At 68.7% G+C, this 15,966-nt stretch carries 13 protein-coding genes; 10 read left to right on the top strand and 3 right to left on the bottom strand.

Annotated elements, in window-relative coordinates; all coding sequences use genetic code 11:
• The first annotated feature begins 9 nt into the window (after positions 1–9).
• Genes QCD75_RS02395 through QCD75_RS02375 form a run of 5 tightly spaced genes read left to right on the top strand, consistent with a single transcriptional unit; the run spans position 10 to position 8,189 of the window.
• Positions 10–3,720 (top strand): nitrate reductase subunit alpha, encoded by a 3,711-nt coding sequence (locus tag QCD75_RS02395; protein WP_301225355.1) that lies wholly within the window; start codon positions 10–12, stop codon positions 3,718–3,720.
• Positions 3,720–5,450: a nitrate reductase subunit beta gene (gene narH / locus QCD75_RS02390; protein WP_301225353.1), complete on the top strand. Its 1,731-nt coding sequence runs from the start codon at positions 3,720–3,722 to the stop codon at positions 5,448–5,450. Before QCD75_RS02395 ends, narH begins: the two co-directional genes overlap by 1 nt.
• Positions 5,447–6,067, top strand: a complete 621-nt coding sequence (gene narJ / locus QCD75_RS02385; RefSeq protein WP_301225351.1) for a nitrate reductase molybdenum cofactor assembly chaperone — start codon at positions 5,447–5,449, stop codon at positions 6,065–6,067. The genes narH and narJ overlap by 4 nt, the downstream gene beginning before the upstream one ends.
• Before the next feature lie 2 nt (positions 6,068–6,069).
• Positions 6,070–6,918 carry a respiratory nitrate reductase subunit gamma gene (narI, locus tag QCD75_RS02380; RefSeq protein ID WP_441005426.1) on the top strand — a complete coding sequence of 283 codons (849 nt, stop codon included), beginning with the start codon at positions 6,070–6,072 and terminating at the stop codon, positions 6,916–6,918.
• A gap of 47 nt (positions 6,919–6,965) precedes the next feature.
• On the top strand, positions 6,966–8,189 hold the full coding sequence (locus tag QCD75_RS02375; protein WP_301225349.1) for an MFS transporter: 1,224 nt from the start codon (positions 6,966–6,968) through the stop codon (positions 8,187–8,189).
• Between the two features lie 22 nt (positions 8,190–8,211).
• On the opposite strand, the gene QCD75_RS02370 is transcribed toward QCD75_RS02375, so the two are convergent.
• Positions 8,212–9,417, bottom strand: a complete 1,206-nt coding sequence (locus QCD75_RS02370; RefSeq protein ID WP_226758887.1) for a DUF445 domain-containing protein — start codon at positions 9,415–9,417, stop codon at positions 8,212–8,214.
• A gap of 182 nt (positions 9,418–9,599) precedes the next feature.
• On the opposite strand from QCD75_RS02370, the gene QCD75_RS02365 reads away from it, so the two are divergent.
• The gene (locus tag QCD75_RS02365) at positions 9,600–10,499 is read left to right on the top strand and encodes a glycerophosphodiester phosphodiesterase (RefSeq protein ID WP_301225345.1); all 900 of its coding nucleotides are present in this window, start codon (positions 9,600–9,602) and stop codon (positions 10,497–10,499) included.
• A gap of 18 nt (positions 10,500–10,517) precedes the next feature.
• On the opposite strand, the gene QCD75_RS02360 is transcribed toward QCD75_RS02365, so the two are convergent.
• Together QCD75_RS02360 and QCD75_RS02355 are read right to left on the bottom strand one after the other, a co-directional pair.
• Entirely contained in the window at positions 10,518–12,110 is a 1,593-nt protein-coding gene (locus QCD75_RS02360) for an ABC transporter permease (RefSeq protein WP_301225343.1), read from the bottom strand.
• Positions 12,103–13,074, bottom strand: a complete 972-nt coding sequence (locus QCD75_RS02355) for an ABC transporter ATP-binding protein (protein WP_301225341.1) — start codon at positions 13,072–13,074, stop codon at positions 12,103–12,105. Before QCD75_RS02355 ends, QCD75_RS02360 begins: the two co-directional genes overlap by 8 nt.
• A gap of 107 nt (positions 13,075–13,181) precedes the next feature.
• Here QCD75_RS02355 and QCD75_RS02350 point away from each other — a divergent pair, with 107 nt between their 5' ends.
• The 4 genes from QCD75_RS02350 (at position 13,182) to QCD75_RS02335 (ending at position 15,772) form a co-directional block, all read left to right on the top strand.
• Positions 13,182–13,655: a DoxX family protein gene (locus QCD75_RS02350; protein ID WP_301225339.1), complete on the top strand. Its 474-nt coding sequence runs from the start codon at positions 13,182–13,184 to the stop codon at positions 13,653–13,655.
• Positions 13,652–14,398, top strand: coding sequence for an AzlC family ABC transporter permease (locus QCD75_RS02345; RefSeq protein WP_301225337.1), 747 nt, complete (start codon positions 13,652–13,654; stop codon positions 14,396–14,398). The genes QCD75_RS02350 and QCD75_RS02345 overlap by 4 nt, the downstream gene beginning before the upstream one ends.
• Positions 14,395–14,706: an AzlD domain-containing protein gene (locus QCD75_RS02340; protein ID WP_301225335.1), complete on the top strand. Its 312-nt coding sequence runs from the start codon at positions 14,395–14,397 to the stop codon at positions 14,704–14,706. The genes QCD75_RS02345 and QCD75_RS02340 overlap by 4 nt, the downstream gene beginning before the upstream one ends.
• 322 nt (positions 14,707–15,028) lie before the next feature.
• Positions 15,029–15,772 carry a polysaccharide deacetylase family protein gene (locus QCD75_RS02335; protein WP_301225333.1) on the top strand — a complete coding sequence of 248 codons (744 nt, stop codon included), beginning with the start codon at positions 15,029–15,031 and terminating at the stop codon, positions 15,770–15,772.
• The last annotated feature ends 194 nt before the right edge of the window (positions 15,773–15,966 follow it).

Genomic DNA, 15,966 nt, shown 5'->3' with positions numbered 1-15,966 from the left:
CTTGAGGGCATGACTGCCGGAGGCCCTGCGGGGTTAGATGGACCCGCCTCGGATGCAATGTTGAAGCTGGGCCGTTTTTTCACGAAATGGGACCAGACCGACGACGGCAGGGCGGTGTTCCGTGAGGGCGGCCGCAAAGGCGACATCTTCTACCGGGACCGGTGGAGCCACGACAAGGTGGTCCGCTCTACCCACGGAGTGAACTGCACCGGCTCGTGTTCCTGGAAGGTGTACGTCAAGGACGGCATCATCACCTGGGAATCCCAACAGACGGACTACCCCTCAGTGGGTCCGGACAGTCCGGAATACGAACCGAGAGGCTGCCCGCGCGGGGCGGCCTTTTCCTGGTACACCTACTCGCCCACGCGCGTCCGCTTCCCCTACGCGCGGGGTGTCCTCGTTGAGATGTACCGGGAGGCCAAGGCCCGGCTGGGGGACCCGGTGCTGGCCTTCGCCGACGTCGCGGGGGACCCGGAACGCCGCCGCCGCTACCAGCAGGCCCGCGGCAAGGGCGGCATGGTGCGGGTGTCCTGGCAGGAAGCGATCGAGATCGCGGCCGCCGCTCACGTGAACACCATCAAGACCTACGGGCCGGACCGCTGCGCTGGCTTCTCGCCGATCCCCGCGATGTCCATGGTCTCGCACGCGGTCGGGACCCGCTTCATCCAGCTGATCGGCGGGGTGATGACGTCCTTCTACGACTGGTACGCGGACCTGCCCGTGGCCAGCCCGCAGGTCTTCGGGGACCAGACCGACGTCCCGGAATCCGGGGACTGGTGGGACGCCGGCTACCTCATGATGTGGGGTTCCAACGTCCCCGTCACCCGGACCCCGGACGCACACTGGATGGCCGAGGTGCGGTACCGCGGCACCAAAGTGGTCACCGTCAGTCCGGACTACGCGGACAACACGAAGTTCGCGGACGAATGGCTTCCCGCCCAGGCCGGAACCGACGCCGCGCTGGCCATGGCCATGGGGCACGTCATGCTCAAGGAATTCTTCGTCGACCGCGACGTCCCGTTCTTCTCCGACTACGTCCGCCAATACACGGACCTGCCGTTCCTGGTCCGGCTGGAACGGCGCGACGACGGCTCCCTCACCCCGTCGAAGTTCCTCACCGCCAAGGACCTCCCCGCCGAGTCCCTGGCCGAGGACGCGGCGTTCCGTACCGTGCTGTTCGACAAGAAGGCCGGGCGCCCGGCCGTGCCCAACGGCTCCATGGGATTCCGCTATTCGGGCAGCGGCGAGGGCAAATGGAACCTGGACCTCGAAGGGATCGAACCGGCGCTGTCGCTGCGCGAGGTCTCGGCGGCGAGTGCCGAGATCCTGCTCCCTTGCTTCGAGCAGGCGGACGGCACCGGCAGTGTGCTCCGGCGCGGGGTGCCCGTCATCGAGGTGGAGGGCCAGCTGGTCACCACCGTGTTCGACCTCATGCTGGCCCAGTACGGTGTGGGCCGGGAAGGGCTCCCGGGGGAGTGGGCCGCCGGCTATGACGACGCCGCGACGCCCTACACCCCGGCCTGGCAGGAGGAGATCACGTCTGTCCCCGCCCAGGCCTGCATCCGGGTGGCCCGGGAGTTCGCCCGGAACGCCGAGGAGTCCAAGGGCCGCTCCATGATCATTATGGGCGCCGGAATCTGCCAGTGGTTCCACGGCGACACCACCTACCGGGCCGTGCTGGCGCTCGTGATGCTGACCGGCTGCATGGGACGCAACGGCGGCGGCTGGGCGCACTACGTGGGGCAGGAAAAGACCCGGCCGGCCACCGGCTGGGTGTCGCTGGCCAATGCGCTGGACTGGGCGCGGCCGCCGCGGACCATGATCGGCACTGGCTACTGGTACATGCACACGGACCAGTGGCGGCAGGACGGCTACTCCGCGGACGCCCTGAAGTCACCGCTGTCCACCGGAGCCCTGGACGGTATGCACACCGCGGACGCGCTGGCCCAGTCGGCCCGGCTCGGCTGGATGCCGTTCTACCCACAGTTCGACCGCAACCCGCTGGACCTCGCCGACGAGGCGGAGACCGCCGTCGCCGCCGGAACCGCGGAAGACACCCCCAGCTACATCGCGGACGCGCTCAAGAACCGCACCCTGAACCCGGCAATCGAGGATGTGGACGCCCCGGAAAACTGGCCGCGGACCCTCGTGCTGTGGCGCTCCAACCTGTTCGGCTCCTCGGCCAAGGGCAACGAGTACTTCCTCCGGAACCTGCTGGGCACCCACAACAACGTCCTGGGCAAGGACCACGCCGAGGGCCTCAAACCCCGCGACGTGAAATGGCACGAGCAGGCGCCGGAAGGAAAACTGGACCTGCTGGTCTCCGCCGACTTCCGGATGACCTCCACCACGCTGCTCTCCGACGTCGTGTTCCCGGCCGCCACCTGGTACGAGAAGCACGACTTGTCCTCCACTGACATGCACCCGTTTGTGCATGCCTTCACCCCCGCGATCGACCCGCCGTGGGAGACCAAAACAGATTTCGACATGTTCCACCTGTTGGCCCAGGAGTTCTCCCGGCAGGCCAGGACCCATCTGGGCGTCCGCCGCGACCTGGTCAGCGTGCCATTGCAGCACGACACCCCCGGACAGCTCGCCCAGCCCGGCGGGATCGTGCGGGACTGGCGGGACACGTCCATCCCCGCGGTGCCGGGACAGAACATGCCCATCTTTTCCGTGGTGGAGCGGGACTACACGGCCATCGCGGACAAGCTGGCCGCCGTCGGGCCGCTGGCCGACAAGCTGGGCTTTACGGTCAAGAACGTCACCTACAAACTCGCCGGGCCGTTGGAGCGGCTCAGCCGCTCCAACGGAGTGATGCTCGGCGGCGCCGCGGACGGCCGTCCCGCAATCGACACCGACGCGAAAATGGCGGAGGCCATCCTGGCGTTCTCCGGCACCACCAACGGCGCGCTGTCCGTGCAGGGCTTCAAGGATCTGGAAGTCCGCACCGGCCGGAAGCTGGCGGACCTCTCCGAAGGGTCCGAGGAAAAGTTCATCACCTTCGCCCAGACCCAGGCCGGCCCCGTCCCGGTCATCACCTCGCCGGAGTGGTCCGGCTCCGAAACGGGCGGCCGGCGCTACGCCCCCTTCACCATCAACGTGGAGCGGCTCAAGCCGTGGCACACCCTGACCGGGCGGATGCACTTCTTCCTTGACCACGACTGGATGATCGACATCGGCGAGGCGCTGCCGATCTACCGGCCGCCGCTGGACATGCACCGGCTCTTCGGCGAACCCAAACTCGGCCGGGACGGGCAGCTGGAGGTGGTGGTCCGCTACCTGACCCCGCACTCCAAATGGTCCATCCACTCCGAATACCAGGACAACCTCCTGATGCTCTCGCTGTCCCGCGGCGGTCCGACGGTCTGGATGAGCCCCGCTGACGCTGAAGCCATCAAGGTCAGGGACAACGACTGGGTGGAATGCCTGAACACCAACGGCGTCCTGGTGGCCCGGGCGATCGTCAGCCACCGGATGCCGGCCGGCGTGGTCTACGTCCACCACGCGCAGGAACGCACCATCGACGTGCCGAAGTCCGAGGCGACCGGCCGGCGCGGCGGCATCCACAACTCCGTCACCCGGCTGCTGGTCAAACCCTCGCACCTGATCGGCGGCTACGCCCAGCTGGCCTACGCGTTCAACTACCTTGGCCCCACCGGAAACCAGCGCGACATGGTTGCCACCGTCCGCCGTCGTTCCCAGGAGGTGCAGTACTGATGCGTGTAATGGCTCAAATGGGCATGGTCATGAACCTGGACAAATGCATCGGCTGCCACACCTGTTCCGTGACCTGCAAGCAGGCCTGGACCAACCGTGCGGGCACCGAATACGTCTGGTTCAACAACGTCGAAACCCGCCCCGGGCAGGGGTATCCGCGCCGCTACGAGGACCAGGACAAGTGGCGCGGCGGCTGGGTGCTGAACAAGCGCGGCAAGCTGGTCCTCAAAGCTGGCGGCCGGGTCAAGAAACTCTTCGGGATCTTCGCCAGCCCGGTCCAGCCCGAGCTCAAGGACTACTACGAGCCGTGGACCTACGACTACAAGACGCTCGTGGACGCGCCGCTGGGCGACGATTTCCCCGTGGCCCGGCCCAAGTCCCTGATCACCGGCGAGGACACCAAAATCACCTGGTCGGCGAACTGGGACGACGACCTGGGCGGCTCCGCCGAGTACGGCCACCTGGACCCGATCGTGGAGAAGGTCCGGCGGGAGTCCGAGGACAAGATCAAGTTCGCCTACGAACAGACTTTTATGTTCTACCTGCCGCGGATCTGCGAGCACTGCCTGAACCCGTCCTGCATGGCCTCCTGCCCCTCAGGCGCGATCTACAAACGGGTGGAGGACGGGATTGTCCTGGTGGACCAGGACAAGTGCCGCGGCTGGCGGCAGTGCATCACCGGCTGCCCATACAAGAAGATCTACTTCAACCACAAGACCGGTAAGGCCGAGAAGTGCACCTTTTGCTACCCGCGGGTGGAGGTGGGGCTGCCGACGGTCTGCTCGGAAACCTGCGTGGGCCGGCTGCGGTACCTGGGGTTGTTCCTCTACGACGCCGACGCCGTCACCGCGGCGGCCGCCGTCACTGATCCCCAGGAACTCTACGACGCCCAGATGGATGTGCTGCTGGACCCGAACGACCCCGCCGTCCGGGCCGAGGCCCGGGCCCAGGGCATCCCGGAGGACTGGATCGACGCCGCCCGGCGCTCGCCGGTCTACGCCCTGGCCAAGGTCTACAAGGTCGCCCTGCCGCTGCACCCCGAATACCGGACGATGCCGATGGTCTGGTACGTGCCGCCGCTCTCGCCCGTGGTGGACCTGCTGCGGGACCAGGGGCACGACGGCGAGGACGTCGGCAACCTCTTCGGCGCCATCGACGCGCTGCGCATCCCGGTGGAATACCTCGCGGAGCTTTTCACCGCCGGGGACGCGGACCGGGTCACCACGGTGCTGAAGAAACTCGCCGCGATGCGCTCCTACATGCGCGGCATCACCATGGGCAACGACCCCGACGATTCCATCCCCGAAGCCGTGGGCATGGACGGGCAGACCATGTACGAGATGTACCGGCTGATGGCGATCGCGAAGTACGAGGAGCGCTACGTCATCCCCAAAGCCCACGTGGAACAGGCCCATGACCTGGAGGAAATGGGCTGCTCGCTGGACTTCGAGGGCGGCCCGGGAATGCAGGATTCCTCTCCGTTCGGCGAGGCCAGCGGCAGGCCCGTCCCGGTGGCGGTGGAAACCTTCAACGCCCTCCGGGACCGGCAGACCTCAGACGAGGCTCCCGGCGAAACAACCCTGCGGGGACGAGTTAACCTGCTGAACTGGGACGGCACCGGGGCGCCGCCGGGGTTGTTCCCCGAGAAGGCGTTCGTCCCGGAGAAGCAGGCCGCCCCCGCTCCTCCTCCCGCACCGGCTCCCAGCAGCCGGCCGGGGGAGCAGCCGTGAGCCGGCGCGAGCGGGTCGTCTACCTCGCGGCGGCATGGTGCCTGTCCTACCCGGACGAGGACCTCATCGGCAGGGTGCCGCTCATGCGCGCGGCGCTCGGCGAGTTCCCCGGCGCCGTCGAGGACTTCCGGGAGGTGCTGGGCGCGCTGGAATCCACCCCGCCGATGGACAGTCAAGCCCACTACGTGCGCGAGTTTGACCTCGGCAAACGCCACGCCCTGCACCTGTCCTACTGGACGGACGGGGACACGCGGCGCCGCGGTGAAGTCCTGGGCAACTTCAAGAAGACCTACCGGCAAAGCGACATTCTGGTGGACACCCACGGGGAACTACCCGACTACCTGCCGATGGTCCTCGAATACGCCGCCCGCGTGGACCTCGCCGCCGGCCGCGAGCTGCTGACCCGTTTCCGGGCGAGCCTGGAGATGCTCCGCTTCGGGCTGCTCCGGGACGGGCTTCCGCACGCCCGGATCCTGCAGGCCATCTGCGCCACCCTGCCCGGGAAATCCCCGGCCGACGAGCAGGCCGTGATGCGGATGGCCGGCTACGGACCGCCCACCGAAGCGGTGGGCCTGGACCCCTATGATCCGCGCCTGCTGCCCGTGAAGGGGGCCTGACCATGCTCGCATCGAGCCTGGCCATGCTGGAAGCCGAACCCGGATCCGCCGTCGTCATCTCCGCACTGGACATCGTGCTCTGGGGCGTGCTCCCGTACGTGATGGTCGTCGTCCTGGTCGGCGGGCTTCTCTGGCGCTACAAATACGACCAGTTCGGCTGGACCACCAGATCCTCCCAGCTCTACGAGTCCCGGCTGCTGCGGATCGCCTCACCGCTGTTCCACTTCGGCCTCCTCGCCGTGATCGCGGGCCACTTCTTCGGCCTGGTCATTCCGATGGCCTGGACCCAGGCGGTGGGGATGAGCCAGGAGTTCTACCACTTCAACGCGCTCGTTGTGGGCGGGATCGCGGGGGTGGGGACCCTGGGCGGGATCCTCCTGCTGATCTACCGCCGCCGCACCACCGGGCCGGTCTTTATGGCCACGACCAGGAACGACAAGACCATGTACGTGGTGCTCACCGCAGCCATTGTGTTCGGCTTGTGGACCACCCTGGCCAGTGTCTTCGAGGGCGAGCACGGGCACAACTACCGCGAGACCGTCGCCCCGTGGTTCCGTTCCCTGTTCGTGTTCCAGCCGGATCTTGGGGCGATGGCGGCTGCGCCGTTCTCCTTCCACCTGCACACCCTGGTGGGCATGGCGCTTTTCGTGATCTGGCCCTTCACCCGGCTGGTCCATGCCTTCACCGCCCCGTTCCACTACCTCTTCCGTCCCTACATCGTCTACCGCTCCCGTGACAGGGACCGGGACGGCAACAGGGCAGGCGCCGCGGCGGCGCGGTCCTCCGGCACCGCCGCCCGCCGCGGCTGGTCCGCCGTCGGAACCCGCGACCGGGACACCCGGAACCGCTGAACCGGGCCGGTGTCCGCACCAGAGAACGTCGAACTGAAAGGAAACCCGTGGCCGGATCCGCGTCCCTTCCTTCGGCCGCCCCCGCCGGGCGGACACTCAACCTCGTCCTCGCCACCTCGGCGTCGGTGGTGGGGTTCTGGGCCTGGAACTCCGTGGCCACCCTCGGAGCCTTCTACACGCTGAACCTGCAGCTGAACCCGGCCACTACGGGGGTGCTCGTCGCCATGCCGGTGTTCGTCGGCTCGCTGGGCAGGATCGTCGTCGGCGCCCTGACGGACAAGTACGGCGGCCGGGCGATGTTCACCTTCGTGCTGCTGGCGTCCATCGTGCCGATCCTGCTCGTGGCGGTCGGCGGCACCATGCGCTCCTTCGCCCTGGTGCTGTCCGCCGCGCTGCTGCTGGGCGTCGCCGGAACGGTCTTCGCCGTCGGGATTCCCTTTGTCAGCGCCTGGTATGAGCCGTCCCGGCGCGGCTTCGCCACCGGCGTCTTCGGCGCCGGGATGGGCGGCACGGCGCTGGCCGCGTTCCTGAACCCGCGGCTGGTCGCGGCGATCGGATACTTCCCCACTCACCTGCTGATCGCCGCGATCCTGGCCGGCATGGCGGCCCTGGTCTGGTTCCGAATGAAGGAAGCCCCGGGCTGGACCCGCAACAGCCTCCCCGTCCTGCCCAAACTGGTTGACGCCGCGAAGACCCCGGTCACCTGGAAAATGTGCTTCCTCTACGCCGTGGTCTTCGGCGGCTTCGTCTCTTTTGCCACCTACCTGCCCACCTACCTCCGGGACGTCTACAGCTTCGATCCAAGCGGCGCCGGGGCGCGCACCGCCGGCTTCGCGCTGGCGGCCGTGCTGGCCCGGCCGGTGGGCGGCGTGCTCGCGGACAGGTTCGGGCCCAAGCCCGTGGTGATCGCCTCACTGACGGGCGTCGCGGTCCTCGCCTGGGCGGTGAACCTGCAGCCCGACGGCGAAGTCCCCGCCGGCCTGACGTTCGTCGCCATGGCGGCGGCCCTGGGACTCGGAACGGGCGGGGTTTTTGCCTGGGTCGGTGTGCTCGCCCCTCCCGGGAAAGTCGGCAGTATCAGCGGCGTGGTCAGCGCGGCCGGGGGACTGGGCGGCTATTTCCCGCCGCTGGTCATGGGAGCGACGTACGACGCCGCCACGCACAGCTACTCGATCGGGCTGACGCTGCTTGTGGTCACGGCGCTTGCCGCGCTGGCCTTCACCGTCTTTGTTATGCCGGGCCGGGCGAAAGCGAAGGTCGCGGCCGCCTAGGGCGCCGGGGACCGCCGGACTGCTAGCCGAAGGCCAGATGCGCCACCGTAAAGATCGCCAGCCCGGCGAGGGCACCCACCACGGTGCCGTTGATCCGGATGAACTGCAGGTCCTTGCCGATCTGGAGTTCGATTTTCTGCGAGGTCTCCTCGGCGTCCCAGCGGGCCACGGTATCGGTGATCACGCCCGCGATGTCCGAGCGGTACGTCTTCACGAGGTACCCGGCGGCGTCGCCGATCCACTTGTTCACCTTGCCGGCCAGTTCGGGGTCAACCACCAGCCGGGTGCCGAAGTCGTGAACTGCGGCTTTGAACCTGACGGTCAGTTCGCTGTGCGGATCGTCGACGGCGGAGAGCAGCGCGGCCTTGATGGTGCCCCAGGTGCGGGAGGCGAGTTCGCGGATCTCGGGATCGCCGAGGACCTGCGCCTTGATGCCCTCGGCCCGGGCGATCATCACCGGGTCGTGCTGCAGGTCCTGGGCGAGGTCCTTGAGGTACTTGTCGATCGAGCGGCGGACCTGGTGCTGCGGATCGGACTGCACGGCCCGGGTGAACTTCAGGATCTCCACATAGACCTTGTCGCCCACGAGCCCGTCCACGAACGACGGCACCCACGTCGGGGAACGGTCGGTGACCAGCCGGTTGACCGTGTCCTGATTGTCCCGGACCCAGTCCACCGTGCGGTCCACGAGCACGTCCACCAGGGCGTGGTGGTGCCCGTCCTCGAAGATCCGCTGGGCGACCCGTCCCACCGGAGGACCCCACGGCGGGGCGAGCAGATGCCGCCGGACCATGCCTTCGATCACGGCCTGGACGTCGTCGTCGTTGAGGACCGTGAAGGCTCCGCGGATGACGGCGGCGCCCTCCCGGGCGACCCGTTCGGCGCCGCCGGGCCCGGAGAGCCACGCGCCGGCCTTGCGGGCGATGTCAACGGAGGCCAGTTTCTCCTGGACAACCTGCTCGGACAGGAAATTGGTTTCCACGAATTCGCCCAGCGAGGCGCCGATCTGGTCCTTGCGCTGCGGAATGATGGCGGTGTGCGGGATCTTGAGGCCCATCGGGTACTTGAACAGGGCCGTCACGGCGAACCAGTCGGCGAGGGCGCCGACCATGCCGCCCTCGGCCGCGGCCCGGACGTATTCGAGCCATGGGTACTGCTTCTGCAAGGCGAAGGCGACCACAAAGATGATCGCCATCAGGATCAGCAGCGAGAGAGCCAGCAGCTTCATCTTCCGCAGCGCGGCCGCCTTCGCGGCGTCGCCGGTGGCCACGGTCTCGCGGCGGCGCGGACGGTCGTCCGCGGCTGCTCCGGCGCCGCCAGGGCGCTCCGAACGGGTACTTGGCTCAGTATTCACCTGCATGTGCCCAGCCTAGCCCCGGTTTGGCAGCGGCCGTCGGCTAACGTGGCAGCATGACGCCTGACCAGTCCGCCGCAGCCCGTCCGCTGGTCTACGCCCACCGCGGCTCAAGCGAGGCCTTCGCCGAGCACACCCGCGCCGCCTACCTGCAGGCCCTCGCCGACGGCGCCGACGGCGTCGAGTGCGACATCCACCTCACCCGGGACCAGCACGCGGTGCTGCTGCACGACGCCAACCTGGACCGCACCTCGGACGGGACCGGCCCGGTGGCGGACCGGTCCCTTGAGGAGCTCCGGGAATTGGACTTCTCCTCCTGGAAAGGCGCCAGGATTCCGGAGATTTACGGCGCCAGGTCCACCCAGTTGCTGACACTGCCGGAGCTGCTGGCACTGCTGCGCGCCGCAGGGCGGGAGATCGGGCTGGCGATTGAGCTCAAACACCCCAGCCCCTTCCAGCTCAAGCTGGAGGACCGCGTCCTGGAAGTCCTCCGGTCCGAAGGCTGGGACCCGGCGACGTCCCGGCTGGGCAACATCATGGTGTCGTTCATGAGCTTCAGCCCGGACTCGGTGAAGCACCTGCTGAAGAAAGTCCCGGCGTCCGCTGTGTGCCAGCTCGTGGACGACGTCAACGTCGAGGAGATCCGGGAGGAGCTCGGCCTGGGGGCGCTCACCGGCGCGGCGCTGGCGAACGTGATGAAGGCCGCGCAAACCGAAGCCGAGCGGATCCTGGACGACCGCGAGACGGGCCTGGCCGGGCCGGGCATCGACTACGTCCGCGGGCATTCCCGCACCATCCGGCGCTGGCTCGACTCCGGCCGCCGCTTCCGGGTGTGGACCGTGGACTCGGAGAACGACGTCGCCCTCTGCCAGCAGCTCGGGATCCACGAGATCACCACGAATCGGCCCGCGCAGGTCCTCGCGCAGCTGGCGGCCGGATCCCGGAGCCTCCACTAGACGGGCAGCGTCACGGCCCTAGGCTGCCAGGTCGCGGCGCCGCCAGCCGGCATAGCCCAGCGCCGCGAGCACCGCGGCGGCCACGGTGAGCCCGGCCAGATCCGGCACGCTCCCGGAGCCCACCGGGAGCATCGGGGAGTGCCGGAACGGCGAAAGGTCCATGAGCCAGTCCGGGGCGTTCCAGAGCACCCCGAATTCGCCTAGGGCGACGAAAGCCAGCAGGAGGCCCCAGACCGCCCCGGTCAGCCGGGGCGCCCAGCCAAACACCGCAAGCACGGCGCTGGTCACCACCCACGCGGCCGGGATCTGGGCCACGGCGGCGACGGTGCTGCTCCCCACCAGCGCCGAGTCGTGGACGGCGAAAGCGGCTCCGACGCCGATCGAGACCCCCGCCAGCAGGAGCAGGAAGGCTACGCCGGCCAGGGCGAACGCGAAGTGGCTGCTCGCCCAGCGGATCCGGGTGGTGGCCGTGCCCAGCAGGGCTTCGGTGTGGCCCGCGGCCTCCTCGCTGCGCAGATGGCCGCCCGAGGACACCCCGAAGGCGGCGGCCAGCAGCCCCATGATGCTGATCTCGGCGGCCAGGAAAGCATCCGTCAGGGCCTGCCGGCCGCCCAGCATCTTGATCAGGTCCTGGGCGTTGGGTGAACTCAGCAGCTCTGCCACGTTGCTGACCAGGGATCCGATGACGACGCCGAAAACGAGGAAGGCCACGGCCCAGGCCAGCAGGACGCGGTACTGCAGGCGCACCGCCAGGTCCCAGACGCCGGAGAGCGCACCGACGGCCGGGCCCGGGCGTTCAGCGCGGAGACCCGCGCCAAGGTCGCGCCTGGCGCGGAGTGCAAAAGCCGCGGGGACCAGCACCAGGCACAGGCTCACGGGCAGCACCAGCACCCACCAGCGGTCCCCGGCGAACGCCCGGATCTGCTGGTTCCACCCGATGGGCGACAGCCAGGAAAGCACCGACGGGCCCGGTTCGGCCAGGTCTCCGACGGCGCGCAACGCGTACGTGACGGCCACGACGCCGATGCTGAGTCCGGTGGCGGCCCGGGCGCTGGCGGTCAGCTGGGCCGCCAGCCCGGCCACGGCACTGAACGCCATGCCCGTGGCGGCCCAGCCCAAGCCAAACGCGAGGGAGCCCGCAGCCGGCAGTCCGCCGGCGGCCAGCGCGGCCGCCGAGAGCAACCCCAGCACCACGTTGGCGCCGAGGCTGATCGTGAGGGCGGCCGCCAGCGGGGCGTCCCGGCCCAGCCTGCCGCCGCCGAGCAGTTCCAGGCGTCCGCTCTCCTCATCGCTGCGGGTGTGCCGGATGGCGAGGATCACCATGAGGACGGCCAGGATGGCGGTCATGAACGCGGTGTACTTGATCAGCGAGAGGGCGCCGATGGAGGTGGGATCGTAGATCCGTCCAAAGAGTGCCACCATCGAGGCGGTCGCGTTCAGGGCGGTGGCGGCCTCGACGCGGCTCGCCACATCCGGGTAGAGCTCCGTTCCGGCCAGCGCCGTCGAATAGGCGATCAGGGCGAAGCCGGCGATCCAGAGCGGCAGTAACCAGCGGTCCCGCCGCAGTCCGAGCCTGATCAGGATGCCCGTTCCGGCCAGGGTCTCAGGCACCGCCGGGCCGCCGTCCGCCCGGAGCTGGAACGGTGGACCGGCCCGGGGAAGAGCCGACGGCCGCGGCAGGAACCCCGGCGGGGATGTCACCGTAATGGCGCAGGAACAGGTCCTCCAGCGTTGGCGGATGGCTCGTGAGGGACTTCAGCCCCGCCGTCGTCAGCGCCTGCATCAGGTGGGTCAGGCCGGCCGGGTCCACCTGGGCGGTGACCCGGTGGTTGGTGATGACAACGTCGTGGACGCCGGGCAGCAGGTCCAGCCCGGGCGGGACCGCCGCGACGTCGGCCGTGACCGAGGTGCGGGTCAGGTGCCGCAGCTGCTCAAGCGGGCCGGTCTCCACCACCCTCCCGGAGCGGATGATGCTGACCCGGTCGGAGAGCGCCTCGGCTTCGCTGAGGATATGGCTGCTCAGCACGACGGTGCGCCCCTGCGCGCGCAGTTCGCGGACGCAGCCGCGGAATGCGTCCTCCATCAGCGGGTCCAGCCCGCTCGTCGGCTCGTCCAGCAGGAACAGCTCGGCGTCGGTGGCCAGGGCGGCAACGAGGGCCACTTTCTGCCGGTTTCCCTTGGAGTAGGTGCGTGCCTTCTTGGTGGGATCGAGCTCGAATAGTTCCAGCAGGCGGTCCCGCCGCGCGCGGTCCTGGCCGCCCTGCAGCCGGCCCAGCAGCTCGATCACTTCGCCGCCCGCCAGGTTGGGCCAGAGGGCCACGTCCCCGGGGACGTAGGCCAGCCGGCGGTGCAGGGTCGCCACCTCGCGCCACGGGTCCAGCCCGAGCACCCTGATGGAACCCGCGTCGGAGCGCAGGAGACCCAGCAGCAGGCGCAAGGTGGTGGACTTCCCGGACCCGTTCGGGCCGAGGAAGCCGTGCACCTCCCCGGCGGCCACCTCGAAGTCCAGTCCGTCCAGGGCTGTCACCGCCCCGAAACGCTTTACGACACCCGTCATTTCCACGACACCGCTCATAGTCATCAAGGTACGCCGATCGGCGTACATTGACCCCTGCGGAAAGTCCCGTTTCCGCACGCCAGCCGCGGTTAGCAGGGGGTCTGTGGCTGTGATTGAGTTATTCCATGCCATTTCGCTGGTCCGGCCGGGACACCCAGACCCTATCCGCCGTGGCGATGAGCGCCCTGCTGCTGGCGAGCGCCGCGAAGCACTTCGACGATCCCGGTTTCTTCGGCCCGGTGGTTCCGGACTTCCTCTGCCGCGATGACACCGGCGAGCAGTCCAACAGCCCCCTCGCGGTGCTGTCCCGGGAGGAATGGGTGGCGCTCACCGGCCTGCTCGAGGCGGGAGCCGCCGCCGGACTCCTGATCCCGGCGACCCGTCGCGCGGCCGCGGGCTGCACCGCGGCCATGTTCACCGTCTTCCTCGCCGGACACATCGACGCGCTGCGTAAGGCCTACGGCCCGGCGGGGACCCCCGGCCAGCGACGGGCGCACACCCTGCGGCTTCCGCTGCAGGCACCGCTCATTGCCTGGGCCTGGAGCCTGCGGAACCCCATTTTGGGGAAGCCGCACCCGCGGAAGCCGGTCCGGCAGTGAAACTCCTGCAGTCCCCGGCGGTGCGGGTCGGGCTTTCCATCAGCATCGCCACCGGTCTCTATGGCGTGTCCTTCGGCGCCCTGTCCGTCACCTCCGGGCTCGACTTCTGGCAGACCATGGCTTTGAGCCTGCTGCTGTTCAGCGGCGGCTCACAGTTCGCCTTCATCGGGGTGGTGGCCGGGGGCGGCTCCGGCGTCGCTGCGATGGGCGCGGCCACCCTGCTGGGCATGCGCAACGGCATCTACGGAATGCAGGTCAACGCACTGCTGCAGCCGAAGGGCTGGTTGCGGTTCGCGGCAGCCCACGTCACCATCGACGAGTCCACCGCCACGAGCACCGGCCAGACGGACCCGTCCGAGCAGAAGCGCGGCTTCTGGACTGCCGGCCTGGGCATCTTCGTCCTGTGGAACCTGTTTACCGCCGTGGGCGCGCTGGCCGGCGCGGCCCTGGGCGATCCCAAGCAGTGGGGCCTCGACGGGGCCGCAGTTGCGGCGTTCCTGGGCCTGCTCTGGCCCCGGCTCAAGGGCGGCGAACCTGTGGCGATCGCGGTCGTCTGCGCCCTCGCCACCGTGCTCGCTGTTCCCTTCGTGCCGGCCGGGGTGCCGATCCTGGTGGCCGCGGTGGTTGCGGCAGCCATCGGTTGGTTCAGCCATGGCCGCAGTGACGAGGGACTGGAACCGGACATGGACCCCTACGCCGAACACCCGCACCAGCCTGCACGGCCCTCCGGGGAGGCGTCATGACGCTGTGGATGTGGCTGCTGCTCTCCTGCCTGCTGGCCTACGCCTGGAAACTGCTGGGCTACCTGGTCCCCGCCAGCGTGCTCCGTGACCCGCGGATGTCGCGGATCGCCGGGACCATGACCATCGGGCTGCTGGCGTCCCTGACGATCGTGAACACCGTGGCCTCGGGGCAGACGCTGGCACTGGATGCGCGCCTCGGGGCACTGACCGCGGCCGGCATCGCCCTGGTCTTCCGGGCGCCTTTCCTGGTGGTCGTCCTCGCCGGCGCCGGCGCGGCTGCCGGGCTCCGGCTGCTTGGCTGGGGCTAGCAGGCTGCTCTGTGAGTCGCACCGGTCCAGGATCGCCCGGAGCGGCCTTACTGGTGGCCGACCGCTCCCCGAGGAGCTTTTTCATCTCTGAGGCCATGATGTTTCATGGCCTTTCTGAGTGGATCACGTGCCCGAAAGCGCCCAACGGAGATTTACGTGGGCACGCGGGAATTGATGGGGGGGCATCAGGTGGATTTCATCCGGACTGCTGGTCGCGGCGCAGGCATGGCGAGCGAGTAGTTGTTTACAGCGCCTCAGCGGCGCAGTATGGTGCACCTCTAGCAAGGGTGAAGACCACCTTGAGAACGGAAGGTTGAGCACCATGAAGAAGAGGAAGATTGCCGTGACGGCCCTGGCCGCCGCGAGCTTGGTCCTGGCCCTGCTGGCCGGCGGCCCCACCGTGGCAGCCCAAGCCGCCGACAAACCGCTGATCGGCCTGACTTTTGACGACGGGCCCTCGCCCCAGCGCACCGCGTTCGTCCTCGACGTCCTCAAGCAGAAGGGCGTCAAGGCGACGTTCTTCCTCGAGGGCTCCCACGCCCAGCAGTACCCCGACCTCGTCCGCCGGATCAAGGCTGAGGGGCACGTGATCGGCAACCACTCGTGGGATCACGCCAACTTCCCCGACATCAGCAAGGCGCAGCAAAAGCAGCAGATCGACCGCACCAACGACGCCATCAAGGCCATCACCGGTGAGGCGCCCAAGATCATGCGCTTCCCGTTCGGCAACAGCACCTCTTACTCGTCGGGCTACCTCAAGACCATCGGTATGAGCGGCGGGGTTCTCTGGCACTGGAACGTCGGTAACCCCGGCGACTTCGAGTGCCCCGGTGCGGCCGGCGTCAAGAAGTATGTAATGGCGGAGGCGGTGCCCGGCGCCATCATCCTGCTCCACGACGCTGAGGACGTCCTTTCCTGCCGCTCAACGCAGTGGACGTACTTGGCCTCCACCATCGACGCACTGCGGGCCAAGGGCTTCGAGTTCGGGGTGGTCGCTCCATCCGCCAAGGCCAACCCGATCAACCAAGGCTCCCCGGCCGTCGTGGTCGCGCCCGCCGGAGGCTAGGTGGCGTTTGCGGTTCGCTTCCTGGTCGGAGCGCTCCGGGATCACTGCCTGGATGCCGCGCCGGTGCAGAAGACCCTTTGGCTTTCGAGGAGTAATCCTTGTCCGCCGAGTCCCGCTCCGGGCGGAACGTGCCCTGACCAGACCCGGTCGGGAAACGCTGCGGAGTCCAGTAGGTGCGGGAATATCGGGGAGTC

This window comes from Arthrobacter sp. PsM3 (assembly GCF_030433895.1).
In the GTDB taxonomy this organism is placed as follows: Bacteria; Actinomycetota; Actinomycetes; order Actinomycetales; family Micrococcaceae; genus Arthrobacter.
Note: the sequence above shows the minus strand (reverse complement) of the source record. Positions and strands in the feature narration are given on the sequence as shown.